Origin of the sequence: Streptomyces sp. NPDC058335 (genome assembly GCF_042723915.1) — a bacterium.
Classification (GTDB): Bacteria; Actinomycetota; Actinomycetes; order Streptomycetales; family Streptomycetaceae; genus Streptomyces.
The window spans coordinates 161224-185749 of sequence record NZ_JBHXHX010000013.1; the positions used below are offsets into that span (position 1 = coordinate 161224).

Sequence of the window (24526 nt, forward strand, 5' to 3'; positions counted from 1 at the left end):
CGGGCGGGCCGTCTGGTGCCGCCGCTGCCGTCACTACGAGGCCGCAGGGCTCAAGTTGCCGTACGGCGGCCTTTCGGTCGGCTGTCACCAGTTTCCGTAGTCCTGTACGTAGGTGGCGATCAGGCCGAGCAGGGCGTCGGCCCGCCGGCGGTCCTCGCGTTGTTCACGCAGGGCCTTGTCCGCGGCCTGGAGGCGGGCCAGGGCGGCCGGTTCGCCGTCGACCAGGTCGTCGACGACTGGCGTCGTGACCATGTCCAGGCATTCGCTGAGCAGGCGGCGGGTGGCCGGGACGGGGGGAGCCGGGTCGGGGGCGGTGAAGTGGGTGGTCAGGTAGCGCGCGGGGTCGGTGAGACTCCAGCCGACGACGGTGCCGTGCTGGACGAGGAGTGCCACGTCGGGGGCGATGCCGATACAGGCCTCCACGGGCTCGTCGAGGACGTCGAGGTCGCGCAGGCAGATCAGCGCGGTGTCCCCGGGAGCGCGGCACAGCACCGTGCACGTCTCATGGCGGAAGTCCCGGACCTTGTCCGCGCGGAGCCCGCCCCGGTGTACGGCGGGCATGACAGGAAGGCGGGTGGAGGTCTCGGCGGCGGCGGACACGTACGGTAGCTGGAGTTCGGCCCCGGCCAGCTTCCGGCTGTCCGGGGCGAACCGGAAGACGTCGGGCGTGTCCCACAGCCAGTCCTGGCTGCCGAAGGTGTCCGCGAGGAACCGCTCACGTGCGCTCACGTTCGCGTACCGCGTGAGGCCCACGGAGTCGCCGGTGAAGCGGGGGGTGATGTGCAGCGGATCGTCCGTCACCGTCGCGCGCCAGCCGCCGTCGAAGGTCAGTCGTGTGGTCATCGCCGGCGACACGCCTCCCAGGCCGTGCGTACGGCGGTCCGGAGTCCGGCATCGTCGAGATCGCCGGGTTCCGCGAGGTCGGGGTCGACCGCATAGTCCTCGAGGATCATGAACACCTGGTCGAAGAGATCGCCGAGCGCCCCTGGACCCGTTCCCCGTTCGCATGGGAAGCGCGCCGTGCCTTCCACCAGCCGTGCGCGAAGTCCGGTGCGGCGCACGTCCCTTGGGTGAACGCGTCCAGCAGCGCCAGTTGTTGTGCCGCCGCACTGGACGGGTCGACGTCGTCGGCGTCGGGCCAGGCTCTGTGGCGGGGTGGGTGAGTGGCGGCCACGGATGCCGGTGAGGGGTGTCGTTCCAGGAGGGCGCGTGCGTAACGGTCGAAGCGTGCGCGTGCGGTGTCGGTGCCCTCGCTTACGGCCGCGGTCATGAAGGCAGGGGTTCCCGCCATGAGTGCGTAGCCCTCTTCCGGGAAGATGACGGCTCCTTGCGCGTCGGGGGTGCGCAGCAGGAAAGGCGGGCGGATGCCCGTGCAGTCCGCGTCGGCGGGGAGCCGGGAGGTCGTGCCGGAGGTGTCGGCGAGGCTCGTGGCGAGGATGTGCAAGGCCCCGACGGCACGACAGCCGGCGGAGATTCGGCGGGCCAGCGCCGTGTCGATCCGCGCGCCCACGGGCATCGGGGCCACCGATTTCCCCCGCAGCCAGGACGACGTGAAGGTGCCGTCCGCATCGAGCACCGTCCTCAGCTCCGATGACTTTCCGTTTTCTCGATCGGTCATCACTACGCCAACCCTTTGCGCCTTCTATTGGAACAGGAGACGGTCGCGTACCGACAGGTGGGGCGTCACCTGAATCTCCATGGTCCCCGTGCACTCGCCGGTGTGGAAATCGATGCGAATGTGCTTGGTCGACTGGCCTGAGGTGAAGGAAAGGCGCGTTGCGCTTTCGCGGAAGAGATCCATCATCTCGATTCCCTGCTCGTTCACCCAGCGAATCCTGACCGACCTAGCCAGCGCGTCGTAGGAAAAGGTTAGAGATTGTCCGGAATCATCGTGCAGAGTGAGGATCCGTGCGCCGCTCTCGTCCGAATCCGGCCACTCGCCGACGGCCTCGTAGACCTCTTCGTCGTCGGGGGTGATGAACTCTCGGTACACGTCCGCCTCTCACTTCCTCTGCACGACAGACTGCCACGGCCACGGCAGGCGTCGTGCCCCCTCATTCTTCCAGTAGATCACTGACGTATTCGCGGATCTGGGGAGGAAGGTCGTCGAGGTTGATCTCACGCAGTGGGGAAAGATCGTCGAGACGGACGTGGCCGGTGGCAGTGAGTTCGATGATGGCGTGCAACTCGGCCTCCATGGCCGAGTCCTCCACCTCTTCGGCGGCGGCGGTCGCCGCCAGCAGTGTTGCCAAGGCCGATGCCTGGGCGGGTGTGTAAGCGCCTAGATGGTCGGTCACCTCGTCGGCTGCGCGCTCTCGTACCTTCGCATCGCCTTCCAGAACCTTGCGTGCGATTTTGATGAATTCGTGGGACTTCAACTCGGAGCACCCCTCGTCACTAGTACGGAAGTGGAAACTGGCTCGGCCAGGGAATGTGTGTGTCGTGGGCGGCGCCAGGGTTGTGGTGTGGACTGTTCGGGTTGTGGACCTGCCGGTGATACAGGTTTCCCACCTCGTCCTGGTATTTTCCACCGATCGATATACGGTAGATGTCACCGTTCGCCGCGTTGGAGCCGACCGGAGCGGTTCCGTCCTTGTCGTGTACCCGAAGCCGGACCATGTTGCCGGTTTCGGGATCTTCCCATTTGTATTCCACGCCCTTCTGCGCGCCGCCGTTGGGGTCTGGTTTGAGTATCCGCATTTCGGCATTGTCGGGAACGATGCTGAGTGGGTTGTGACCTCGCAGATCCCACCCGCCGCCTTCGATGCGAGAGGGATAGGGAGACAAGCCCAGTGGATCGGCCCACACATGAGGATTGACCACGTAGGTCACTGGATTGGGAGCGGGCTCCAGGCCGAGGGGATCTGCGCTGAGATATCGGGCGGTCTCGGGATCGTAGTGGCGGAAGACGTTGTGGTGGAGGCCCGTTTCAGGGTCGTAGTACTGGCCGGGGAACCGGAGCGGGGTATAGGTGGTGCTGGCGCTGATCCATGCGGTACTACCCCAGAGCGTGTTCCGGGTGCGCCAGGCGATGTCGCCGTTCTCGTCAACCAGTTCGGTGGGGCTGCCGATGAGGTCGGTGGCGATGGCGAAGAAACGGCGGTCGATCTCTTGCTGCTGGGTGTCCGGAGCGAGGATGCGTTCGGTCTGGGCCAGCGGCGCCAGGCCGCGGTGGTCCCACGTGAGGGCGACCGTGTTGGGCATCTCTCGGGACACGGTGGTTTGTTCGCACAGCGCCGCACCGTCCCAGGCGAATCGCACTTCCTCGACGACAGTTTGGCCATCGGCGGACAGGCGCTGCTTGGCCGTGCGGCGGCCCAGTGGGTCGTAGCGGTATCTCCATCGAGTCCCGTCGGGAGTGACGACGGACGTCAGGCGACCTTCGGTGTCCCACTCGTAACGCCATGTGGCCGAGCTGCCGGACAGGCTGGTCTTTCGCCGCTGCACCATGCGGCCGAGGCTGTCATGTACATAACGGACACGTCCGGCACGTGTGAGGGTGGTGCCCTCGTACGTCCGGGCACCGGTGGTCTCGTGGCCGGGGTGGGAAGCAGGCCAGGAGGCGGAGGTCTGGTTGCCGCTCGCGTCGTAGGCGTACCGCTCGCTCCAGCCGTCGGCGGTCACGGCGGTGACGCGGCCTGCCGGATCGAGGTCGAAGGTGCGGGTGCCCGAGAGCCGGTCGGCGAGCGCGACGAGGTGGCCGTCGGCGCGGTAGGAATACCTACGGCTGTTGAGGACGCGGCCGGACTCCGTCAGTTCCTGGGCGGTCAGGCGGCCCGCCTCGTCCCAGGCGGAATACACCGTGAAGGAATCGCCAAAGACCCGTGACAGTTCCCGGCCCGCGGCGTCGTGGGCGAAAGCGATGCGGTGACCACCGGTGGTCAGCTGGTCGGGACGGCCGGCCTCGTCATAGGTGTACTTGGTGACATGACCGGTGGGGGTCACGCGCCGGGTCCGGCGGCCGAGTGCGTCGTACGCGTACGTGAGGGCACGGCCGTCGACAATCTCGGTCTTGAGCCGGCCGCAGCGGTCGTACTGGCGTGTCAGTTCCGTGTCCGGACCGCAGGCGTGGACAAGACGCCCTGCCGGGTCGTAGGCGTAACTGGTGCCCCGGTCCTCCACATCCTTGCGGATCAGCTGACCCAGTACGTCATGGGTGAGCGAGACGGTGCCGCCGAGTGCGTCGATGCGCGCCGTCAGCTGTCCCGCCGCGTCACGGCGGTAGGTGACGGTGCGGCCGTCGAAGTCGGTCTCGGAGATACATCGCCCGGCCGCGTCGTACGAGTATCTCCATTCGAGTCCGTGCGGATTGGTGACCTTGGTCAGACGCAGGGCGCCATCGTGCTCGAACTCGTAGCGGGCGCCGTCCGGGTAGGTGCGCGCGGCGAGCAGGTCGAAGTGGGTGTACTCGAATCGGGTCACTCCGCCGACGGGGTCGGTGCGGGTGAGGCAGTTGCCCTCCCCGTCGTACGTCCACGACGTCGTGGCCCCGGTCGGATCGACACGCTGGGCGAGATTGCCGTCGGCGTCCCAGACGAAGCGGGTCGCTCCCCCTACCGGGTCGGTGATCCGCACGAGGTTGCCGAGGGCGTCGCGGTCCAGACGGGTGGTGCCCCCGACCGGGTCGGTGACCACCACCGGAAGGCCCCGGGCATCACAGAGGATCGTCGTGGTGGCGCCGAGGGCATCGGTGACGGAAGTCGGGCGGCCGGCGGCGTCGTAGGTGTAGCGGGTGACGAGGCCGGCCGGGTCGGTCAGCGCGATCCGGTTGCCGCGCTCGTCGAACTCCTGCGTGTGGCGGGCGCCGTCCGGATCGCTCAGCTCCACCGGTAGCCCTGTGGGGCTGTGCCTCGCCCGGACCGTGCTGCCGTCGGGACGAGTGACAGTGACAAGCCGGCCCGCGTCGTCGTAGGAGTAAGCGGTGGTCCGCCCGAGAGGGTCGGTGCGGGTCAGCAGGTTGCCGTGGGTGTCGAAGGTGGAGCGGGTGGTGTGGCCGAGGGGGTCGGTGGTGGCGATCACCCGGCAGTGGTCGTCGATGACGTGGCGGGTGGTGTGTCCGGCGGCGGTGGTCAGGGTGGTGGTGCGGTGGCCGGTCTCGGGGTCGGGTTCGGTGTAGGTGAGGGTGATCTGGATGTGCCCCGCTTCGCCGCCCTCCGCCACGACGCGGTCCCGGTCGTCGTAGACGTAGTCGTAGCGGCTTCCGTTGGAGTCGATCCAGGCGATGACGCGGTGGCGGTCGTCGTAGACGAAGGTGGTGGTGGCGCCGGAGGGCTTGGTGACGGTGGTGAGATCGGCGTCCTCGTAGCCGTATCCCATCAGCGGCAGGTCCGCGCCGTTCTCGCCCGCGCCGGCCAGGGACAGGGCGGTGACCAGGCCGTCGGCGACGGACAGCTTCACCTGGGGGCCCGCCGAGTGGACCAGGGCCAGCGGCAGGCCGTCCTCGCCGCGGTCGACGGTGATCGTGTGGCCGTTGCGTTCGGTGACGGTCGACAGCCAGGCCGTGCCGTCGTCGCCCGGTTCGGTGCCGGGCGGGGCGGTGAAGTGGCGGGTCAGACCGGTGTCGGGGTCGGTGACCGTGTAGTCGCCGTCGGCGTCCCGGGCCAGCAGGGTGCGGGCCCGGCCCGATTCCGGTGTGGTGGGCGCGCCGGGGACCGGGTGCGGGTACGGGATCAGGAGCCCGTCGGCGGTGATGTGGAGGACACCGATGGCGTCGATCTGTAGGCGCTCGTCGACGGTGGACGTCCAGGCGGGCCCCAGGAAGCGGCCGGTCGTGGCGCCGGACTCGGTGCGGCGGGTGAAGACCAGCGGCAGGATGCCGGGGATCTCGAGGTCGGTCTGGGGCAGGAACATCCGGCCCGAGGCGAGGTCCACCGGGTCGGTGCCGTCGGTGGTGCGCCCGCCGTCCGGTCGGTTGTGCGTCCCGTCCGGGGCGTCGTCGACCAGCTTGCGCAGCCGCGCGGCGTCGGCGGCCTCCTCGGCGATGCGGATGCCCTTCACCGCGGCGCCGCCGCCCCCGGTGGCCGCGGTGAGCGCGAGGTCGGGGATCAGGCGGCCGAAGCCCTCGGCCGGGTCCTTCATGAAGTCGCTGATCATCTGCTTGCCGGTGCCGACCGGGTCGTTGGCGGCGACCACCAGTCCGGCGGCCAGGCTGTTGAGGGACGTGGCGTACTCGGCCGGGTGCGTGATGTTGTACGGGTCCAACGGGTTGACGCTGCGGACGAAGTTGAGCAGTCCCGCCGTGCCCTTGATGATGCCGCCGCCGACATGGTCGCCGATGATCTGCAGTTCCTTGAACCCGTCGCCCAGCTGATCGGCGTACGACGGCTTCTCCGGAGCCATGTCGCGGGCGGCGCGGACCGCCGTACGGGCCGTCTCCGCCGCCGAGTTCCGCTGCTTGCGGGCCTCGGCGAGGATGTCCTGGGCCTCCTTCATCAGCTTCTTGCCGGGGTCGTCGAACGTCTCCCCGGGCTTGGGCGGAAGCGAGGCCGGGTCGCGCTTGTCCGCCGGCTGGGCGTTGTAGCGGTCGACGGCGCTGTTGTAGTCGTCGACCTTCTTGCGGTGGGCGTCGGCGGCGTTCTCGGACGCCTTGACGCCCTCCTTCCACTTGTCGATCGCCGCCTGGGCCTGACCCTGCGCCCAGGTGACGGTGTCGGCGAACGCGTCCAGCGCGCCCACCGCCTTCGTGCAGGCGTCGGCGGCGTTGTACCACTTGGGCGGCTGGGTGCTCACCGCGGTGCGCAGCGCGTCGGCCGTCTCGCCCTTGAGCCGGGAGGGGTCCATGCCCTTGAGGCCGTCGCCGGTGCCGTCGAAGGCCTTCTGGAAGGCGCGGAGTTTCGTGGCGGTGGAGGTGATTTTGCTGGGGCTGCCGTAGATCAGCTTGGTCTTGTCCTCGGTCTGTCCGAGGTCCATCTCGTCGACCTCGGCGCCCAGCCGGTTGGCGACCGAGCGGGACTGTTCACGCACCCAGTCCGCGCCGGACTCCCAGCCGACGTCGTCCAGCCGGTCGGCGGTCCAGTTGCCCGCGTCCTCGACCCGGTTGCCCACCCACTCGGTGCCGTCCTCGACGAGGTCCTCGACCGAGTCCGGTGTGATGTCACTGATGAAGTCGCCGATACCCACTGTCAATTCCCCTCGGACTCACCCTGCTGCTGCGCCTGCTCGGCGCGTTCCTCCGGCGACGGGCCGAAGGTGTCGTCCAGCGCCTGGTTCCACTGGTCGTCGGAGATGCCGAGTGCGTCGTTGAGCATCTCGGACCGCTGACCGCCCTGGCCCTCGGTGAGGACGGTACGCCCGGTGTCCTTCCAGGTCTGCTCCATCTCCTCGCCGGCCTTGTCGAACGACTCGGCACTCCAGTCCGGGTTCAGATAGTCCGGCGTGAAGATGTCGCCCCAGTCCTGCTTGGCGATGTCCTCCTCGCTGGCATGGGGGTTCCCGCCGAACAGGGAGTTGGCGCCCACCTTGAGGGTGCCCGCGACGTACTGGTCGTGCTCCCACAGGGTGCCCGCCGCCAGGCCGAGGCGGTTCGCCAGCTCGCTGGCGTCGTGCACCAGGGCGCGCACACCCCACTCCCAGCGCTCGCAGAAGTCCTCGAAGTCGACCGAGAGGCCGTGGTGCCCGGCCTCCATTCCCGTCATCGCCAGCTCCGAGAAGCCCTTGCCCATGATCGAGCCGGTGGCGCCGCCGAGTTCACCGAGCTGGTCGATCGTCGCGCCCACGCCCTGCGTGAACTTGGCGACGGACGCCTTGTCGAGATTGATGTCCGTACCGTCACCGCTCATGACCGAGCCCCCTCTTCCGCCTCACCGGTGTCGACGGCGACCGCCTCCGGAACGATGCCGACGACCGGCGGGAAGAACATCGAACCGTCCTCGGTGGCGATGTCGACGGCCAGACCGGCGGGCTCGCCCAGCGTGGGCACGATCTCGTCCACGATGCGCGCGCCGAGCAGCGCCGCGTACTCCATCGGCTGGTCGCCGGGCCCGTGGTGCAGGGCGAACCGGGCCAGCGCGGCCTCGTCGGTGAACCCGCAGATCCACCGCACCCCGCCCGAACGCACCGACCACAGACCCCCGTCGGCCACCGGCACCAGAAGCACCGAACGCCGCATCTCGCCGACCAGGGCACGAGGGTCGTCGCCTCCCCATCTCCGCTCGGCGATGCGCTCGGCGAGCGCGGCCTTGGGCTGCTGCACGGTTCCTCCCTGGACGTGAGTGACTGATGGCACCGTAGAACAGGACGCGCGGGAGGGTGGGGGCGGTTCTTGTGAAGGTGTGGGGGCGCCGGGACGGGACCGCCTTCGGTGGATGGCGTGGCGCGGTCATCTGGGCCGTCTGCTCCGGGCGTTCGCCTCGGCGACGAGGGCGCTGAGCAGTTCGGCCGGGGTGAGGGGGCGGAGGCGGTCGGGGTCGGCGTCCCATTCGCGGCCACCGGTGAGCGGGCGGAGCTGGATGTACGGGCCCACGTGCCCCATGACACGTCCGACGCGGTCGCGGGCGCTGTCGTGGACGGCCTCGCCGACGGTGGGGATCCCGCCGGCGTCCCCTGTCACCCGGCGATCCCCTTCGTGATCACGTCCGCGAGCATGAGGGCGACCGGGGCCGAGCACACGCCGAGGTGGACCAGCGCGTACTGCGCTTCGGCCTTGCGGTCGTCCGCCCACGGGGTGCGGATGTCCATCGCGGGCAGCTGGATGCCGGCCCGGGAGAGGGCCGTGGCGAGGGCGTCGCGGGCGGCGAGGGCCTCCTGGACCTTGACGGTGCGGGGAGCGGGAGGTGTGGGGGTCATGTCTGTCCTCGTCGGTGTGATGGGCGGCGGTGCGGACGGTGGTGCGGTTCCGCTGATTCCATGACCCGGCTGCGCCGGCTGAATTACGCTGCGTAGTCCGGTCGCTACGAGAATGCGGCCGGATGCGTGCGGCCGGGTCGTGGACGGAACGGTGCTTCCCCGTCGCGCGAACGTGGTTCCACACGTTCCACACGTTCCACATGTTCCACATCGCTCACGCGAACGTCCCGGAGGGAGCGGTATGCCGTAGCGACGCGTCGTCACCGGCCGCAGCCAGGAACCCCGTCAGCGGTTCGCCGAGGAACTGCGGACCCTGCGGGCCGGGAGCGGGACGAGCCTGCGGGCGCTCGGTGAACGGCTCGGCTGGGACTGGTCGTTGTTCGGCAAGATGGAGAAGGGCGAGACGCTCGGGAGCCCGGAGGTCGTCCAGGCGCTCGACACGCACTACGGGACGCCGGGGTTGCTGCTGGCGTTGTGGGAACTGGCCGCCGGGGACCATACGCAGTTCCGTGAGCGGTACCGGCGGTACATGGCCCTGGAGGCGGAGGCGGTCAGCCTGTGGCACTTCGCGGTGAGCGTGTTGCCGGGGCTGTTGCAGACGCCGGGGTACGCACGGGAGGTGCTGGCGGCGGGCGGGCTCAAGGGGAAGGAGCTTGAGCAGCAGGTGGAGGCGCGGATGGGGCGGCGGGAGTTGTTGGAGGGGGAGGACGCGCCGCCGTTCCGGACGATCCTGTCGGAGGCGGTGCTGCGTACGCCGCTGCGGGATGTGGGGGAGTGGCGAGGGCAACTGGAACATCTGAGGGATGCCGCGGAGCGAACCAACGTGACGGTTCACGTGCTGCTACAGAGCGCGGGACCGCACGGCCTCATGAGCGCCGATATGTGGTACCTGCTCCTTCCGGAGGGCAGGACCGTCGCGTATACCGAGAATGGATACCGGGGCGAACTCATCGAGGAATCCAGCTCGGTTGTACGTTTGCAGAAGACGTACGATGCCGTGCGTGACCTGGCGCTCACTCCGGCTGAGTCGCGCAAGTTCATCCTGCGGATGTTGGAGGAAGCAACGTGCGATCCATCGACCTGACTGCCGCCTCCTGGCGCAAGAGCAGCTACAGCAACCAGGACGGTGGCGCCTGCCTCGAGGTCTCCGACGACTTCGCCGCCGCCGTCCCGGTTCGGGACAGCAAGGTTCCGGACGGGCCGGTGCTCGTGTTCCGGGCTTCCGGCTGGGCCTCCTTCGTTTCGGCGGTCAGGGACGGGCAGTTGAGGGACTGAGCAGGGACCACCGCCCCGGACGCCGACGGCCGGACCGCTCCCGAAGGAGCGGCCCGGCCGTTTCACGCGAGGTGCGCCAGGTGCGCGCGGCGCGCGGGGATCAGACCAGGTCGAAGCGGTCCAGGTTGGAGACCTTGACCCAGGCGTCGACGAAGTCCTTGACGAACTTCTCCTTCGCGTCGTCGCTCGCGTAGACCTCCGCCAGCGCGCGCAGCTCGGAGTTCGAGCCGAAGACGAGGTCGGCGCGGGTGCCGGCCCACTTGACCTCGCCCGTCGAGGCGTCGCGGCCCTCGAAGGTGTTCTGGTCCTCCGAGGTCGACTTCCAGGTCGTGCCCAGGTCGAGCAGGTTGACGAAGAAGTCGTTGGTCAGCGAGCCGGGCGTGGTGGTGAGGACACCGAGCGGCGACTGCTGGTGGTTGGCGCCCAGGACGCGCAGGCCGCCGACGAGGACGGTCATCTCGGGCGCGCTCAGGGTCAGCAGGTTGGCCTTGTCGAGCAGCAGGTACTCGGCCGGCAGGCGGTTGCCCTTGCCGAGGTAGTTGCGGAAGCCGTCGGCGGTCGGCTCCAGCGCGGCGAAGGACTCCGCGTCGGTGTGCTCCTCGGTCGCGTCCACCCGGCCCGGCGTGAACGGAACCTCGACCTCGAAGCCGCCTTCCTTGGCGGCCCGCTCGACCGCGGCGGCACCGGCCAGCACGATCAGGTCGGCCAGCGAGACCTGCTTGCCGTCGGTGCGGCCCGAGTTGAAGGACTGCTGGATGCCTTCCAGGGTGCGCAGCACGAGCGCGAGCTGGTCGGGGTCGTTGGCCTCCCAGCCGCGCTGCGGCTCGAGGCGGATGCGGGCGCCGTTGGCACCGCCGCGCTTGTCGCTGTCGCGGTACGTCGAGGCCGACGCCCAGGCGACGGACACCAGCTGGGAGACCGTCAGGTCCGAGGCGAGGACCTGCGCCTTGAGAGCGGCGATGTCGTCGGCGTCGATCAGCTCGTACGTCCGCTCCGGCAGCGGGTCCTGCCACAGCAGGGTCTCCGCCGGGACCTCCGGGCCGAGGTACAGCGACTTCGGGCCCATGTCGCGGTGGGTCAGCTTGTACCAGGCGCGGGCGAAGGCGTCCGCGAACTGGTCGGGGTTCTCGTAGAAGCGACGCGAGATCTCCGCGTAGATCGGGTCGAAGCGGAGCGCCAGGTCGGTGGTGAGCATCGTCGGGCGGTGCTTCTTCGACGAGTCGTGCGCGTCGGGGATGATCGCCTCGGCGTCCTTGGCCACCCACTGCTTGGCGCCGGCTGGGGACTCGGTCAGCTCGTACTCGTACTCGAACAGGTTCTTGAAGAACCCGTTGCTCCACTGCGTCGGCGTGGCGGTCCAGGTGACCTCCAGGCCGGACGTGATGGTGTCGCCGCCCTTGCCGGTGCCGTAGGTGCTCTTCCAGCCGAGGCCCTGGTCCGCGAGGGAGGCGGCCTCGGGGTCGTCGCCGACGTGGTCGGCCGGGCCGGCGCCGTGGGTCTTGCCGAAGGTGTGGCCGCCGGCGATCAGCGCGACGGTCTCCTCGTCGTTCATCGCCATCCGGCGGAACGTCTCACGGATGTCGCGGGCCGAGGCCAGCGGGTCCGGGTTGCCGTTCGGGCCTTCGGGGTTGACGTAGATGAGGCCCATCTGGACGGCGCCGAGCGGGTTCTCCAGCTCGCGGTCGCCGGTGTAGCGCTGGTCGTCGAGCCAGGTGGTCTCGGGACCCCAGTACACGTCCTCCTCGGGCTCCCAGACGTCCTCGCGGCCGCCGCCGAAGCCGAAGGTCTCGAAGCCCATCTGCTCCAGGGCGACGTTGCCGGTGAGGACCATCAGGTCGGCCCAGGAGATGCTCTGGCCGTACTTCTTCTTGACCGGCCACAGCAGACGGCGGGCCTTGTCCAGGTTGGCGTTGTCCGGCCAGCTGTTGAGCGGGGCGAAGCGCTGCTGACCGGCGCCGGCGCCGCCGCGGCCGTCGCTGATGCGGTAGGTGCCGGCGCTGTGCCAGGCCATGCGGATCATCAGCGGGCCGTAGTTGCCGAAGTCGGCCGGCCACCAGTCCTGCGAGGTCGTCAGTACCTCGGCGATGTCCTGCTTCACGGCCGCGAGGTCGAGGTTCTTGAACGCCTCGGCGTAGTCGAAGTCCTCATCGAGAGGGTTGGCCACGGCCGGGTTCTTGGCCAGGATCTTGACGTTCAGGCGCTCCGGCCACCACTGGCGGTTTCCGCCGCCCTGGGTCGGGTGGAGGGCGCGCCCGTGCGCGACCGGGCAGCCGCCCGCCTCTTCCGCCTTCGGGTCCGTGACGATCGCGTCATGGTTCTCGGTCATTGGGGGAATCCTTCCGAACTACGGGGATCACGGTGCTGAGGTACTGCGTGGATCAGGTGGTCACAGGGGTGGTCACAGGGGTTACAGAGGTCAACAGGTCAACGAGGTCACACGTGGTCATCAGGGGTGCTGGAGCAGGCGGGGCACTGGCCCCAGTAGATGACCTCGGCCTCGTCGACGGAGAAGCCGCGGTTGTCGGAGGCGGTCAGGCAGGGGGCGTGTCCGACCGCACAGTCGACGTCGGCGACGGTGCCGCAGGAGCGGCACACGAGGTGGTGGTGGTTGTCCCCCACGCGGCCCTCGAACCGGGCAGGGCTGCCGGGCGGCTCGATACGGCGCAGGAGACCTGCCGCGGTGAGCGCGTGGAGCGCCTCGTACACGGCTTGCAACGATATGTGGCCCACTCGGTCGCGCACACCGGCGGCGATCGCCTCGACCCCGAGGTGGTCGCCGTGGCGGACGGTGTCGAGCAGCGCGACGCGGGCGGCCGTCACCCGCAGGCCGGCACCGCGCAGCTCCTCAGCCGTGGACGGATTTCCGGGTGCGGTCATGAGGCCAACCTACCCCCATAAACACGAACGGTTCAAGAAATGGAATCGATCCAAGTCTGTGTCGCGTCGGGTCGGGCGGAAGGTCCCCTTCCGGGAGGCGGCGGGGAAGGGCTCCGAGGTCGTCGGCGTCAGTCGCTCGCTCGGACGGCGGCCTCCTCGGCCATCCCCGCGGGGATCTCGTCCGCCGCAGCGGCCGGCGCCGTCTGCGCCGGTGTCCCGGCCGCCGTCTGCGCCGTCCCCGTCGCCGCGTGCAGCCCCGGCAGCAGGCCGTGCATCGCCTCGCGCTGGTCCGGGCCGATGACATGCGCGAGGGCCTCGGCGACCGTCTCGGCCAAGGCGCCGGACGTCTCCTGAAGCAGCAGGCGGGCCTTGTCCGTGAGGGCCACCTCGACGCCGCGCTTGTCACCGCAGACCGACCTGCGGGTGAGGAGGCCGGCGTGCTGGAGGCAGGCGACCTGGTAGGTGAGCCGGGTCTTCGGGCGGCCCAGCAGCTCCGCGACACGGGTCATCCGCAGCCCCTCCTCCGGCTGCTCCGCCAGCAGGCACAGCACGAGGAACTCGTCGTGCGAGACGTCGAGCCGTTCCTTCAGGACCGACCGCAGGCGCTGCTCCACCGCGCCCACCGCGGCGAGCATCACCATCCAGCCCCTCAGCTCCTGAGGCAGCAGGCCGGTGCCCTGTGCGGACGGGCATTCCGGCAGGTCGGTGCTGTGCACCTCGGGCTCGGCCATGAGTCGAGTGTACCTGTCGTCCAAATTTGGAGAAGTGCGGGCAGCGGGGTTGTTCAGATTTGGATAACCCGCTACCTTCGAGCCTATGGTCATCCAAATTTGGATCACTGGGCAATGGCGGCAACGTCAGCCGATGACACCGATGACGGCAACGTCAGCAATCGACAGCAGGAGAACACCATGACCGTCGCCGTGGAAACCGGACTGTGGCAGCTCGACGCGGGGGCCTCCACCGTCGCGTTCCGGCACAAGACGATGTGGAACCTGGTCACGGTCAAGGGCACCTTCACCGCCGTGGCCGGCCAGGGCGAGGTCCGCTCCGACGGGTCCGCCGTCGGCACCATCACGATCGACGTGGCCTCCCTGGACACCAAGCACGCCAAGCGGGACACGCATCTGCGCGGTGCCGACTTCTTCGACGCCGACCACCACCCCCGGATCACCTTCGCCGCCCGCAGCGTGGAACTCCGCGAGGGCGACGCCGTACACGTCGTCGGGCAGCTGACCGTGCGGGGCATCAGCCGGCCGCTCTCCTTCACGGCGCGCCTGGTGGGGGCCGACGCCGACGCGCTCACGCTGGACGGCGAATTCACCGTGGACCGCAAGGAGTTCGGCATGGGCTGGAACCAGATGGGCATGATCCGCGGCCTGACCACGGTCGCCATGTCGCTGCGCTTCACGCGCACGACCGGCTGACGGTCTCACTCACCAGGGCGCGCTCCGCAGCGCGTTGCCCAGGTCCGTGCTCGACAGCGTCTGCGGTGTCGCTCCGAAGGCCTGCGCCCGGGTCGGTGGCCGCAGTTCGAAGCGGGCCCGGAGAGGACCGTCCGGCCGACGTGACCCGCGTCCCCAGCCGGGGCGTGCCCATGGCCGCACCGTCGGGCTCGCCGGAGCGGGACGAGGGGCCGGACGGCCAACGCCGGCCGGGCGCGACTCCCGCGCGGCCAGGCCGGCGCGCCGAGGGCCGGCTGCCAGGCGGTGGCGACCTCGGCGACCCGGAGCAGCACGCCCGCCGCGCCTCGCGGGCCCCGTGCGCCCCGGCGCACCGCGCAGAGAGCCGGCCGGCAGGAACGGGGCGACGAACCAGGGGAGTCGCTGCGCGGCGCGGGCCGCGCCCAGGCACCCGGCCCGCGCCATCCCCGGTGCGCCGGCCGCCCGCCCCGCCAGATCCGTGGCCGGCGCGCCACCGTCACCGGTCGCCGCAGGCCGCCACGGCACGGGCAGCCGCCACAGCCCGGCCGCGCCGGTGACGAGCGCGCCGGTCGCCGGCGCCCTCGCCGGGGCACCGCCGTGCCCCAGCCGCACAAGCGGTGCCGGCGGAGACGGTCGTACGTGAAGTCGTGGCCGCCGTCGACCGTCGGGGTGAGGGCGATGCCGTGGCCGGACAGCAGGGGCCACGGCTGTCCGTGGACCCCGTGACCGGTGACCGGCTCTCGCACGGCCTGGCTGGTGCGGGCCCCCTCGTCGCCGCCCGGTGGAACGGTGACCAGGCGCAGGCGCCAGGGAACGGGCGCCGGAAGCGTCGGGAGGTGCGGGAGTCTCGGGAGAGGGCGCACGACACGGCCGGCCGGGTCCGCCGAGCGGGTGTCGTCGGGGCGGGCTTTCGCCAAGTGCGCGGCCCCGGACGGTAATCGAGGCCGGCGAGCGGGGTGCGCGTGGAGGTGGGGACTCCGGGGTGGCGGAGGTGAGATGCCGCCCGGTTGCTCCCGGGGCTGTCGCGGACCGTGTCGCTGTTGGGCCGAACGGGTGACTTGGCGTAAGAATGGCTGGTGCAGGCAGTGAAAGCGAGTCAGTTCGGGGGGTGCCGGTGAACCGTTACGACGTCACCGATGAACAGTGGGAAGGGCTCGCTCAGGTCGTTCCCTTGCGCGGCCGGGACGCCTGGCCGTCGGCGGTGAGCCACCGCTCGCTGCCGGACGCGGAGACCGAGACCCGGCGGCGTTTCGTCGTCCTGCGGGTCAATGTCTTCGCGGACGCCCGCGAGGTCGCCGAGACCCTGATGGCGGGCGTCCCGGTGCTGCTCGACCTGAGCAGCGCGGAGACCGACGTCGCCAAGCGGGTCCTGGACTTCTCCACCGGCGTGGTCTTCGGCCTCGCCAGCGGGATGCACCGGGTCGACCGCAACGTGTTTCTGTTGACCCCGCCGGGCACCGAGGTGGGCGGGCTCATGGAGGGCGCGGGGGTGTGAGACGGGCGCGCCGGGCGGTGACGGTTACTCACCGGGGCCGCCCCGCGCGCGCCGTCGCCCGTTCGTAGGAAGCTCACCAGGGCGGAACGGTTCGCCAGACCGGCGGAGTCCTACGGTCCGCGTATGGCCGTGCCGCTGACATCCCCTGTGTCCTCGCCTTCCTCCGTGTCCTCGTCTGCCGTCGGGCCCACGCCCGCCGCCGGGTTTCCGCCTCCCGTCGACCACCCCTCCCAGCCCTCCCAGCCGTCCCGCCCTGCCCGTCCAGGTCTCACCGAGCTGCGGCTCTCCGCCTTCGCCCGGCATCGGCGGGCCGCCCATCCGCTCGGCGCGGTCACCCTCTTCGCCGGACCCAGCGGCAGCGGGAAGACGAGCGCGCTGCGGGCGTACGAGGCACTGGCCCGGCTCGCGGGCGGCGGCGCGGTCCGGGAGGTGTTCCCGGACCCCGTCGCCTGCGTGCCGGAGCGGTCCCGGCCCGACGCCCAGCACCGGCGCGGGTTCCGCATCGGATGCACGGCCGACGGACCCGAGGGACCGGTCCGGCTCGACGTCGCCGTACAGGCCGAACCGGACCTGCGGATCGTGGGGGAGCGGCTGAGTGCGGGCGGGCTCGTGCTGCTGGAGACCGCGCTGCGCGACCCGGGCCGGCGTACGGTCCAGGCCGCCTGGCACACCGCCGGCTCCTCGTCGGTCACCCGCGCCCCGCTGCCCGACGACCGCCTCGCCACCGCCCTGCTGCCGCTGCGCGTGGCCGGCAAGACCGACGGACAGCGCCAGGTGATCGCGGCCGCCGAACAGATGGTCGTCGCACTGCGTTCCGTCTTCGCCTGTGATCCACGGCCCGACCGGATGCGGGCCCCCGCCCGCTCGGGTTCCGGACGCCTGCTGGGCGGCTGCGACAACCTCGCCGACGTCCTGTGGCGCACCCGTGAGGAGTGCGTACGGCGGCACGCGCAGCTCGTCGCCGCCGTCCGGGCAGGCTGTGCGGGGCCGGTGACCGACGTACTCGCCGAGCCCCTCGGTGACGGAACCGTCCGTGCCCTCCTCGACCGGGGCGTGGGGCCGCGTACCGAACTGGCCCGCCTCGGCGACGGCGAACTGCGCCACCTCGCCCTGACTCTGGTCCTGCTGACCGGCCCCGGCGTCCTGGACGTGGACCCGCCCGGCGAGGTGCCGGACGCGATGCGCGCCCTCACCGTGCTCGCCGACGGCTTCGACCGGGACCTGGACCCGCGCCAGCGCCGCGAGCTGCTGCGGCTGGCCGTCCGGATGGGCGAGCGCGGCCACATCCGCTGTGTCGGGGCGGTGAGCGACGCCTCCTGGGCCGCGGGGACGGCCGGCGTCACGGTGGTACACCTGGAGCCGTGACAGAACATCTCGACGTGGCGAAGCTCCAGCGCCGGCTGGCCGAGTTCGCGGCCGCCCGGAACTGGCAGCCGTACCACACCCCCAAGAACCTCGTCTCCGCGCTCAGTGTGGAAGCCTCCGAACTGGTGGAGATCTTCCAGTGGTTGACGCCTGAGGAGTCGTCGCGCGTGATGGACGACCCGGAGAGCGCCCACCGGGTGACCGACGAGGTCGCCGACGTGCTCGCCTATCTGCTGCAACTGTGCGAGGTGCTCGGCATCGATCCGCTGGCGGCCCTGGACGCGAAGATCGACCGCAACGAGCGGAGATTTCCGGCGCCGTAGCCGTAGCCGTAGCCGCGGACGCGGAGCCGTACGTCCTCGGCAGCCGGAGGAACCGGACTCCGATATCACTCACCGTAATCGTTCAGCGGTCCGAGACCGATTTGTTGTCCACAGATTTCCGTCTTCCTCTGGCTTTTCGTCCCACAGGCCTTCACTCTGGGTAGTGAAGCGGTGACGTGGACGTGCGCGGAGCACGTCGGGACAGACGGGGGCGCCCCATGGACGCGGTGCGGCTCATCCTGACGAGTAGCCGGGCTCTCGCGGGCAGTGTCGACGGGAGACGGACCCTGACCGAGGTGTGGCAGGCACAGGCCCTGGCCCAGGCGATAGGCAGTCGCCTCGCGGTCTCGGGCCCGCCCGAACTGCGCGGCGAGGCCCTGGGGTTGACCGAGCTGGCGGGCCGGGGCTGCGGGGTACTGGACACCCCGGACCTCGATCCCGGTGACCTGCTCGCCGCCCGGCTCACCAAGCTGGACGACGCCCGCGAGGCCCTCCTCCGCCTGGCCGACCTGCTCGGCGAGGTCGGCATCGCCCTCGTCGGCGTCGCCAGTGCGGCGGCCGACGAGGGGACGTACTGGCAGTGCATGGAGGCGATCGACGCGGCGGACGAGTCCAGGGACCGGGTCCTGGAGATGCTGCGCAAGCTGGCGGCGCGCGAAGGGGTGTTGCGAGACGGGTGAGCCCGCTCGTGCAGGATGGAGACATGGATCTCCGCATCTTCACCGAACCCCAGCAGGGCGCCACCTACGACACCCTCCTCGCGGTGGCGAAGGCCACCGAAGACCTCGGCTTCGACGCCTTCTTCCGCTCCGACCACTACCTGAAGATGGGCGACTCGGACGGCCTGCCCGGCCCCACCGACGCCTGGATCACCCTGGCCGGGCTGGCCCGGGAGACCAGGCGCATCCGCCTCGGCACACTCATGACCGCCGCCACCTTCCGGCTGCCCGGCGTGCTCGCCATCCAGGTCGCCCAGGTGGACCAGATGTCCGGCGGTCGCGTCGAACTCGGCCTGGGCGCGGGCTGGTTCGCGGAGGAGCACGCGGCGTACGGCATCCCCTTCCCGAAGGAGAAGTTCGGCCGCCTGGAGGAGCAGCTGGAGATCGTCACCGGCCTGTGGGCCACCGACGCCGGCAAGACCTTCGACTTCGACGGCGAGTACTACCAGCTCAAGGACTCGCCCGGCCTGCCCAAGCCCGCCCAGGCGAAGATCCCCGTACTGATCGGCGGTCACGGCGCGAGCCGTACGCCCCGGCTGGCCGCCCGCTACGCCGACGAGTTCAACATGCCGTTCAGCTCGGTCGAGGACACCGAGCGGCAGTTCGGCCGGGTCCGCGCCGCCGCCGAGAAGGCCGGACGCGCGGCCGACGCCATCACCTACTCCAGCGCCCTCGTGGTCTGCGTCGGCAAGGACGACCGGGAGGTCGCCCGCCGTGCCGCCGCGATCGGCCGCGAGGTCGACGAGCTGAAGGAGAACGGCCTGGCGGGCACCCCGGCCGAGGTCGTCGAGAAGATCGGCCGCTACGCCGAGACCGGCTCCACGCGCTTCTACCTCCAGGTCCTCGACCTGCACGACCTGGACCACCTGGAGCTGATCTCCGCCCAGGTGCAGTCGCAGCTGCCGTAACGACGCCGTACGCCGCACAGCCCACGCGTTCCGGGCGCCGGACAACGATGTCCGGTGCACCGGGACGCGAAGGTGATCCCCCGGAGACGCCTCCAGGCGATCGCGGGCACCTGTGACAGCCCTGTGACCGGAATTATGGCCTCCACCACAGTCGCCGGGGCGGCCCCCTGATGAGGTGACGGGATGCGCAGACCCGCACCCCTTCTCCTTCCGGCCCTCGCCGCCGTCCTGTTGCTCTCGGCGTGCGGCACGGAACGTGCCGACACCGGGAACGGCGGCCCCGGCGCGGGTACGCCGTCACCCGCGACCCAGGTGATCGACCCGGGCATCGACGGCGTCCGCATCACCTCGGTGACCATCCCGTCGCCCACCCCGTCTCCTGAGCGCAGCCTCTCGGTCACCGCCGACCGGCTGCCCACGGACTCCGGCATCTCCGCCGCGTACGAGGTCACCAACCAGGGCACCGAGGCGATGACGTACACGATCCTCGTCAACTTCACCAACAGCGCCGGTGAGGTCATGGGCAACAAGCGTGAGACCGTGCGCGCCGTCGGAGCCGGGAAGACCGTCCGTGGCACCGTGCACCTGGGGATGGTGGCGCCGGGATCCTCGTCGGTGACGCGGGCCGCGGTCGGCGATGTCACCAAGGTGCCCGCCGACGAGGCACCGGCCGAGGCGGGCGACTGCCCGGCCTCCGGGGTCCGGGTCTTCGCCGACGAGGGCGACGCGGCGATGGGCCTGCGCGTCGTGGGACTGCACCTGCACAACTGCGGAACGCGCGACTACTCCGTCAACGGCTACCCGCTGCTGGAGCTGCTGGACGACAACCGTGAGCCGGTCGACGGCGTCGAGATCCTCAAGGGCAGCGGCGAGATCACCACCGGGGCCGGACCCGACGAGGCGCCCCAGCCCGTCACCCTGAAGCCGGGCGAGACGGCGCTCGCGAGTCTGGTGTGGCGCAACACCACCGACTTCGGGACGCCGGTGAACGTCCCCTACGTCCGGGTCCGGGCCAAGGAGGGTGCGGACCCGGTCGTCGTGACGCCCGGACTGGACCTCGGCACGACCGGAAAGCTCGGCGTCCGGCCGTGGAAGCGGGCGGCGGAGTAGCTCGGAAAAACCCCTGGGTGCCCATGCGCCCCTGTCTGTACGTTGGAGGGGCGCGCAGGCGCACCACCAGCGCTTTCGCTCCTTCCGAACCCTTTCGAGGCAACCACCGTGTTCCTGACGATCACCACCACCGGCACCCGCGAACGTCCCGCCACCGACCTCGGCTTCCTGCTGCACAAGCATCCCGACAAGGCGCAGGCGTTCTCCACCTCCTACGGCACGGCGCACGTCCTCTACCCCGAGGCGGACGCCGAACGCTGCACGGCGGCGCTCCTGCTGGAGGTCGATGCCGTGGCGCTGGTCCGCCGGGGCAAGGGCAAGGGCCGCGGTGGCGCCCCCGACGCGGCCCTCGCGCAGTACGTCAACGACCGCCCCTACGCGGCCTCTTCGCTGCTCGCCGTCGCGCTGAGCGCCGTGTTCTCCAGCGCCATGCGGGGCGTGTGCACGGCCAAGCCCGAACTGCCCGCCCGGCCACGGCCGTTGCGCGTCGAGGTGCCCGCGCTGCCCGCGCGCGGCGGCCCCGACCTCGTCCGGAGCCTGTTCGAGCCGCTGGGCTGGGCGGTGAGCGCCGAACCGGTCGCGCTGGACACGGAGTTCCCCGACTGGGGCGACTCCCGGTACGTGCGTCTCGTGCTGGAGTCCGAGACGCTGACGCTCGCCGAGGCGCTGCGGCACCTGTACGTCCTGCTGCCCGTCCTCGACGACGCCAAGCACTACTGGGTCGCTCCCGACGAGGTCGACAAGCTGCTGCGCGCCGGTGACGGCTGGCTGCCCGGCCACCCCGAGCAGAGGCTGATCACCAGCCGGTTCCTGTCGCGCCGCTGGTCGCTGACCCGGCAGGCGATGGAGCGCCTGGAGCTGGTGCGGCTCGCAGAGACCGACGACAGCGCGGTCGAGGAGATCGACAACGCGGTCGAGGCGGAGGCGGAGACCGAGGAGAAGCCGACCCCGCTCGCCGTGCAGCGCCGGGACGCGATCATGGCCGCGCTCGGCGAGTCCGGCGCCGCCCGTGTCCTCGACCTCGGCTGCGGCCAGGGCCAGTTGGTACAGGCGCTGCTGAAGGACCCGCGGTTCACGGAGATCGTCGGCGTCGACGTGTCGATGCGTGCCCTGACCATCGCCTCCCGGCGGCTGAAGCTGGACCGCATGGGCGAGCGGCAGGCCTCGCGCGTCACCCTGTTCCAGGGCTCGCTCGCCTACACCGACACCCGGCTCAAGGGCTACGACGCGGCCGTGCTCAGCGAGGTGATCGAGCACCTCGACCTGCCGCGGCTGCCCGCCCTGGAGTACGCGGTGTTCGGCTCGGCCCGACCGCGCACGGTTCTGGTGACCACCCCGAACGTCGAGTACAACGTCCGCTGGGAGACCCTCCCGGCCGGCCACGTCCGGCACGGCGACCACCGCTTCGAGTGGACCCGCGCGGAGTTCCGCACCTGGGCCACCGAGGTCGCCGGACGGCACGGCTACGACGTGGACCTCGTGCCCGTCGGGCCCGACGACCCCGAGGTCGGACCCCCGACCCAGATGGCCGTGTTCTCACTGAGCACCGCCACACCGAGCAGCAAGGACGAGAAGGAGGCGAAGGCAGCATGACCGACGCTCAGGTATCCCCGGAGCAGGGCCGTGTCCTGCCCGTCACCGACCTCTCCCTCGTCGTGCTGATCGGCGCGTCCGGGTCGGGCAAGTCCACCTTCGCCGGGCGGCACTTCAAGCCCACCGAGGTCATCTCCTCCGACTTCTGCCGCGGCCTGGTCGCCGACGACGAGAACGACCAGAGCGCCTCGCGGGACGCCTTCGACGTCCTCCACCACATCGCGGGCAAGCGGCTCGCGGCGGGCCGGCGCACCGTCGTCGACGCGACCAGCGTGCAGCAGGACTCCCGACGGCAGCTGATCGACCTGGCCCGGCAGTACGACGTGCTGCCCATCGCCATCGTGCTGGACGTGCCGGAGGAGGTGTGCGCCGAGCGCAACGCGGCCCGCGCCGACCGCGCCGGCATGCCCCGCCGGGTCATCCAGCGCCACATCCGCGAACTGCGCCGCTCCCTGCGGCAGCTGGAGCGCGAGGGCTTCCGCAAGGTGCACGTCCTGCGGGGCGTGGCGGACATCGAGAGCGCCACGGTCGTCACCGAGAAGCGCTTCAACGACCTGACCCACCTCACCGGCCCCTTCGACATCGTCGGCGACATCCACGGCTGCGCCTCCGAACTGGAGGTGCTGCTCGGCAAGCTGGGCTACGTCGACGGCGTCCACCCGGAGGGCCGGCAGGCCGTCTTCGTCGGCGACCTCGTCGACCGGGGCCCCGACAGCCCCGGCGTGCTTCGCCGCGTGATGGCGATGGTCAAGTCGGGCAACGCGCTGTGCGTGCCCGGCAACCACGAGAACAAGTACGGCCGCTTTCTGCGCGGCCGCAAGGTCCAGCCCACCCACGGACTCGCCGAGACCATCGAGCAGATGGAGCGCGAGAGCGAGGAGTTCCGCACCGAGGTACGGGAGTTCCTCGACGGCCTCGTCAGCCACTACGTCCTCGACGGCGGCAAGCTGGTGGTCTGCCACGCCGGTCTGCCGGAGAAGTACCACGGCCGCACCTCGGGCCGGGTCCGCTCGCACGCCCTGTACGGCGACACCACCGGCGAGACCGACGAGTTCGGCCTGCCGGTGCGCTACCCGTGGGCGGAGGACTACCGGGGCCGGGCCGCCGTCGTCTACGGCCACACCCCGGTCCCGGAGGCGAGCTGGCTCAACAACACGATCTGCCTGGACACCGGCGCCGTGTTCGGCGGCAAGCTGACCGCGCTGCGCTGGCCGGAGCGGGAACTGGTCGACGTACCGGCCGAGCGGGTCTGGTACGAGCCGGTGAAGCCGCTGCGGGCGGAGGCGCCGGGCGGGCACGACGGGCGGCCGCTGGACCTGAAGGACGTGCACGGCCGACGGGTGGTCGAGACCCGGCACGCGGGACGGGTGTCCGTGCGGGAGGAGAACGCGGCGGCGGCCCTGGAGGTCATGAGCCGGTTCGCCGTCGACCCGCGCCTGCTGCCGTACCTGCCGCCGACCATGGCACCCACCGCGACCAGTCGTGTCGAGGGGTATCTGGAGCACCCGGTCGAGGCGTTCGCGCAGTACGCCGAGGACGGTGTCGCGCGGGTCGTGTGCGAGGAGAAGCACATGGGCTCGCGGGCGGTGGCCCTGGTGTGCCGGGACGCGGAGACGGCCCGCAAGCGGTTCGGGGTGGGGGGCACCTCCGGCTCGAGCGCAGCCGAGAGTGGGGGAGGCCCGACGGGCTCGCTCTACACGCGCACCGGACGACCGTTCTTCGACGACGGAGCGGTCACGGAGGAGATCCTCGGCCGGATCCGCGCGGCGGTCGGCGAGGCGGGCCTCTGGGACGAACTCGACACCGACTGGCTGCTGTTGGACGCGGAACTGATGCCGTGGTCGCTGAAGGCGGCCGGGCTGCTGCGCTCGCAGTACGCGGCCGTCGGCGCGGCGTCCGGCGCGGTCTTCCCGGGCGCCCTGGCCGCGCTGGAGGGCGCCGCCGCGCGCGGGGTCGACGTTTCGGACCTGCTGTCCCGCCAGCGCGAACGCGCCTCGGACGCGGCCGCGTTCACCGAGGCGTACCGCCGCTACTGCTGGACCACGGACGGCCTGGACGGCGTCCGCCTGGCACCGTTCCAGATCCTCGCCGTCCAGGGCCGCAGTCTCGCGGCCCTGCCCCACGACGACCAACTGGCCCTGCTGGACCGGCTGGTCAAGCACGACAGCACCGGTCTCCTCCGGACGACCCGGCGCCTGTACGTCGACACGGCCGACCCCGCGTCGGTGCGGGCCGGCGTCGACTGGTGGCTGGAGATGACGGGCCGCGGCGGCGAGGGCATGGTCGTCAAGCCGCTGGGGGCGGCGGTCCGCAGCACGGCGGGCCGCCTGGTCCAGCCGGGCGTCAAGTGCCGGGGACGTGAGTACCTGCGGATCATCTACGGCCCGGAGTACACCCGCCCCGACAACCTCGCCCGGCTGCGGCAGCGCTTCCTGAACCACAAGCGCTCCCTGGCGATCCGCGAGTACGCCCTCGGCCTGGAGGCCCTGGACCGGCTGGCGGAGGGCGAGCCCCTGTGGCGCGTCCACGAGGCGGTGTTCGGCGTACTGGCCTTGGAATCGGAGCCGGTGGACCCGAGGCTGTGAAATACGGCCCCTTGGGGGTCCCCCTCCGGGGGAGTTCGAGGAGCGGGGTCCAGGGTGGGACGGGAGGG

22 protein-coding genes and 1 pseudogene are annotated in these 24526 nt (G+C 70.9%); 11 read left to right on the forward strand and 12 right to left on the reverse strand.

Translation table 11 applies throughout. The annotated features are described in order from the left end of the window. Positions 1-84 precede the first annotated feature (84 nt). From ACFWJX_RS25555 to ACFWJX_RS25595, 9 genes are all read right to left on the reverse strand, one after another. Complete coding sequence (locus ACFWJX_RS25555) at positions 85-843, reverse strand: hypothetical protein (RefSeq protein ID WP_383247456.1); 759 nt, start codon at positions 841-843, stop codon at positions 85-87. A 106-nt stretch (positions 844-949) separates the two neighbouring features. Then, a complete protein-coding gene (locus ACFWJX_RS25560; RefSeq protein WP_383247458.1) occupies positions 950-1618 on the reverse strand; it encodes a hypothetical protein in 669 nt (222 codons plus the stop codon). Between the two features lie 24 nt (positions 1619-1642). Then, a complete protein-coding gene (locus tag ACFWJX_RS25565) occupies positions 1643-1993 on the reverse strand; it encodes a hypothetical protein (protein ID WP_383247461.1) in 351 nt (116 codons plus the stop codon). A 61-nt stretch (positions 1994-2054) separates the two neighbouring features. Beyond that, positions 2055-2378 carry a hypothetical protein gene (locus tag ACFWJX_RS25570; protein WP_383247463.1) on the reverse strand — a complete coding sequence of 108 codons (324 nt, stop codon included), beginning with the start codon at positions 2376-2378 and terminating at the stop codon, positions 2055-2057. Between the two features lie 19 nt (positions 2379-2397). Further along, positions 2398-7119, reverse strand: coding sequence for a putative T7SS-secreted protein (locus tag ACFWJX_RS25575; protein ID WP_383247467.1), 4722 nt, complete (start codon positions 7117-7119; stop codon positions 2398-2400). A 2-nt stretch (positions 7120-7121) separates the two neighbouring features. Further along, complete coding sequence (locus tag ACFWJX_RS25580; protein ID WP_383247470.1) at positions 7122-7778, reverse strand: hypothetical protein; 657 nt, start codon at positions 7776-7778, stop codon at positions 7122-7124. Further along, positions 7775-8191: a hypothetical protein gene (locus tag ACFWJX_RS25585; RefSeq protein WP_383247473.1), complete on the reverse strand. Its 417-nt coding sequence runs from the start codon at positions 8189-8191 to the stop codon at positions 7775-7777. Before ACFWJX_RS25585 ends, ACFWJX_RS25580 begins: the two co-directional genes overlap by 4 nt. 126 nt (positions 8192-8317) lie before the next feature. Further along, positions 8318-8548 carry a hypothetical protein gene (locus ACFWJX_RS25590; RefSeq protein WP_383247476.1) on the reverse strand — a complete coding sequence of 77 codons (231 nt, stop codon included), beginning with the start codon at positions 8546-8548 and terminating at the stop codon, positions 8318-8320. Beyond that, complete coding sequence (locus ACFWJX_RS25595; protein WP_383247479.1) at positions 8545-8784, reverse strand: hypothetical protein; 240 nt, start codon at positions 8782-8784, stop codon at positions 8545-8547. Before ACFWJX_RS25595 ends, ACFWJX_RS25590 begins: the two co-directional genes overlap by 4 nt. Before the next feature lie 250 nt (positions 8785-9034). On the opposite strand from ACFWJX_RS25595, the pseudogene ACFWJX_RS25600 reads away from it, so the two are divergent. Together ACFWJX_RS25600 and ACFWJX_RS25605 are read left to right on the forward strand one after the other, a co-directional pair. Beyond that, positions 9035-9868 (forward strand): annotated as a pseudogene (locus ACFWJX_RS25600) (helix-turn-helix domain-containing protein); the annotation flags it as partial. Further along, positions 9850-10059 (forward strand): DUF397 domain-containing protein, encoded by a 210-nt coding sequence (locus ACFWJX_RS25605; RefSeq protein WP_383247482.1) that lies wholly within the window; start codon positions 9850-9852, stop codon positions 10057-10059. The pseudogene ACFWJX_RS25600 and the gene ACFWJX_RS25605, both read left to right, overlap by 19 nt. 100 nt (positions 10060-10159) lie before the next feature. Here ACFWJX_RS25605 and katG read toward each other — a convergent pair whose 3' ends face one another. From katG to ACFWJX_RS25620, 3 genes are all read right to left on the reverse strand, one after another. Next, positions 10160-12385, reverse strand: coding sequence for a catalase/peroxidase HPI (gene katG, locus ACFWJX_RS25610; RefSeq protein ID WP_383247485.1), 2226 nt, complete (start codon positions 12383-12385; stop codon positions 10160-10162). 107 nt (positions 12386-12492) lie between these two features. Further along, positions 12493-12936 carry a Fur family transcriptional regulator gene (locus ACFWJX_RS25615; RefSeq protein WP_383247488.1) on the reverse strand — a complete coding sequence of 148 codons (444 nt, stop codon included), beginning with the start codon at positions 12934-12936 and terminating at the stop codon, positions 12493-12495. A gap of 128 nt (positions 12937-13064) precedes the next feature. Continuing rightward, the gene (locus ACFWJX_RS25620) at positions 13065-13667 is read right to left on the reverse strand and encodes a MarR family winged helix-turn-helix transcriptional regulator (RefSeq protein ID WP_383247490.1); all 603 of its coding nucleotides are present in this window, start codon (positions 13665-13667) and stop codon (positions 13065-13067) included. Between the two features lie 180 nt (positions 13668-13847). Here ACFWJX_RS25620 and ACFWJX_RS25625 point away from each other — a divergent pair, with 180 nt between their 5' ends. The 9 genes from ACFWJX_RS25625 to ACFWJX_RS25665 all read left to right on the forward strand — a co-directional run bounded on the left by ACFWJX_RS25625 (position 13848) and on the right by ACFWJX_RS25665 (position 24458). Continuing rightward, a complete protein-coding gene (locus tag ACFWJX_RS25625) occupies positions 13848-14363 on the forward strand; it encodes a YceI family protein (protein ID WP_383247493.1) in 516 nt (171 codons plus the stop codon). Positions 14364-15474: 1111 nt separating this feature from the next. Beyond that, positions 15475-15855, forward strand: a complete 381-nt coding sequence (locus tag ACFWJX_RS25630; RefSeq protein WP_383247496.1) for a cell division protein SepF — start codon at positions 15475-15477, stop codon at positions 15853-15855. 123 nt (positions 15856-15978) lie between these two features. Beyond that, entirely contained in the window at positions 15979-17220 is a 1242-nt protein-coding gene (locus tag ACFWJX_RS25635; protein ID WP_383247498.1) for an ATP-binding protein, read from the forward strand. Then, positions 17217-17543 carry a nucleotide pyrophosphohydrolase gene (locus ACFWJX_RS25640; protein WP_383247501.1) on the forward strand — a complete coding sequence of 109 codons (327 nt, stop codon included), beginning with the start codon at positions 17217-17219 and terminating at the stop codon, positions 17541-17543. Before ACFWJX_RS25635 ends, ACFWJX_RS25640 begins: the two co-directional genes overlap by 4 nt. A 218-nt stretch (positions 17544-17761) precedes the next feature. Further along, on the forward strand, positions 17762-18223 hold the full coding sequence (locus ACFWJX_RS25645; RefSeq protein WP_383247504.1) for a DUF6099 family protein: 462 nt from the start codon (positions 17762-17764) through the stop codon (positions 18221-18223). A gap of 23 nt (positions 18224-18246) precedes the next feature. Beyond that, positions 18247-19170: an LLM class F420-dependent oxidoreductase gene (locus ACFWJX_RS25650; protein ID WP_383247507.1), complete on the forward strand. Its 924-nt coding sequence runs from the start codon at positions 18247-18249 to the stop codon at positions 19168-19170. A 183-nt stretch (positions 19171-19353) separates the two neighbouring features. Next, complete coding sequence (locus tag ACFWJX_RS25655; protein ID WP_383247510.1) at positions 19354-20280, forward strand: DUF4232 domain-containing protein; 927 nt, start codon at positions 19354-19356, stop codon at positions 20278-20280. Positions 20281-20388: 108 nt separating this feature from the next. Continuing rightward, positions 20389-21873, forward strand: coding sequence for a 3' terminal RNA ribose 2'-O-methyltransferase Hen1 (locus ACFWJX_RS25660; RefSeq protein ID WP_383247513.1), 1485 nt, complete (start codon positions 20389-20391; stop codon positions 21871-21873). Further along, positions 21870-24458: a polynucleotide kinase-phosphatase gene (locus ACFWJX_RS25665; RefSeq protein ID WP_383247516.1), complete on the forward strand. Its 2589-nt coding sequence runs from the start codon at positions 21870-21872 to the stop codon at positions 24456-24458. Before ACFWJX_RS25660 ends, ACFWJX_RS25665 begins: the two co-directional genes overlap by 4 nt. Positions 24459-24526: the final 68 nt, after the last annotated feature.

What these genes read in the sequence shown, in the direction of transcription:
- ACFWJX_RS25555 (WP_383247456.1), bottom strand. Translation starts at nt 843, where the DNA reads ATGACCACACGACTGACCTTCGACGGCGGCTGGCGCGCGACGGTGACG.
- ACFWJX_RS25560 (WP_383247458.1), bottom strand. Translation starts at nt 1,618, where the DNA reads ATGACCGATCGAGAAAACGGAAAGTCATCGGAGCTGAGGACGGTGCTC.
- ACFWJX_RS25580 (WP_383247470.1), bottom strand. Translation starts at nt 7,778, where the DNA reads ATGAGCGGTGACGGTACGGACATCAATCTCGACAAGGCGTCCGTCGCC.
- ACFWJX_RS25595 (WP_383247479.1), bottom strand. Translation starts at nt 8,784, where the DNA reads ATGACCCCCACACCTCCCGCTCCCCGCACCGTCAAGGTCCAGGAGGCC.
- katG (WP_383247485.1), bottom strand. Translation starts at nt 12,385, where the DNA reads ATGACCGAGAACCATGACGCGATCGTCACGGACCCGAAGGCGGAAGAG.
- ACFWJX_RS25615 (WP_383247488.1), bottom strand. Translation starts at nt 12,936, where the DNA reads ATGACCGCACCCGGAAATCCGTCCACGGCTGAGGAGCTGCGCGGTGCC.
- ACFWJX_RS25620 (WP_383247490.1), bottom strand. Translation starts at nt 13,667, where the DNA reads ATGGCCGAGCCCGAGGTGCACAGCACCGACCTGCCGGAATGCCCGTCC.
- ACFWJX_RS25625 (WP_383247493.1), top strand. Translation starts at nt 13,848, where the DNA reads ATGACCGTCGCCGTGGAAACCGGACTGTGGCAGCTCGACGCGGGGGCC.
- ACFWJX_RS25635 (WP_383247498.1), top strand. Translation starts at nt 15,979, where the DNA reads ATGGCCGTGCCGCTGACATCCCCTGTGTCCTCGCCTTCCTCCGTGTCC.
- ACFWJX_RS25645 (WP_383247504.1), top strand. Translation starts at nt 17,762, where the DNA reads ATGGACGCGGTGCGGCTCATCCTGACGAGTAGCCGGGCTCTCGCGGGC.
- ACFWJX_RS25650 (WP_383247507.1), top strand. Translation starts at nt 18,247, where the DNA reads ATGGATCTCCGCATCTTCACCGAACCCCAGCAGGGCGCCACCTACGAC.
- ACFWJX_RS25655 (WP_383247510.1), top strand. Translation starts at nt 19,354, where the DNA reads ATGCGCAGACCCGCACCCCTTCTCCTTCCGGCCCTCGCCGCCGTCCTG.
- ACFWJX_RS25665 (WP_383247516.1), top strand. Translation starts at nt 21,870, where the DNA reads ATGACCGACGCTCAGGTATCCCCGGAGCAGGGCCGTGTCCTGCCCGTC.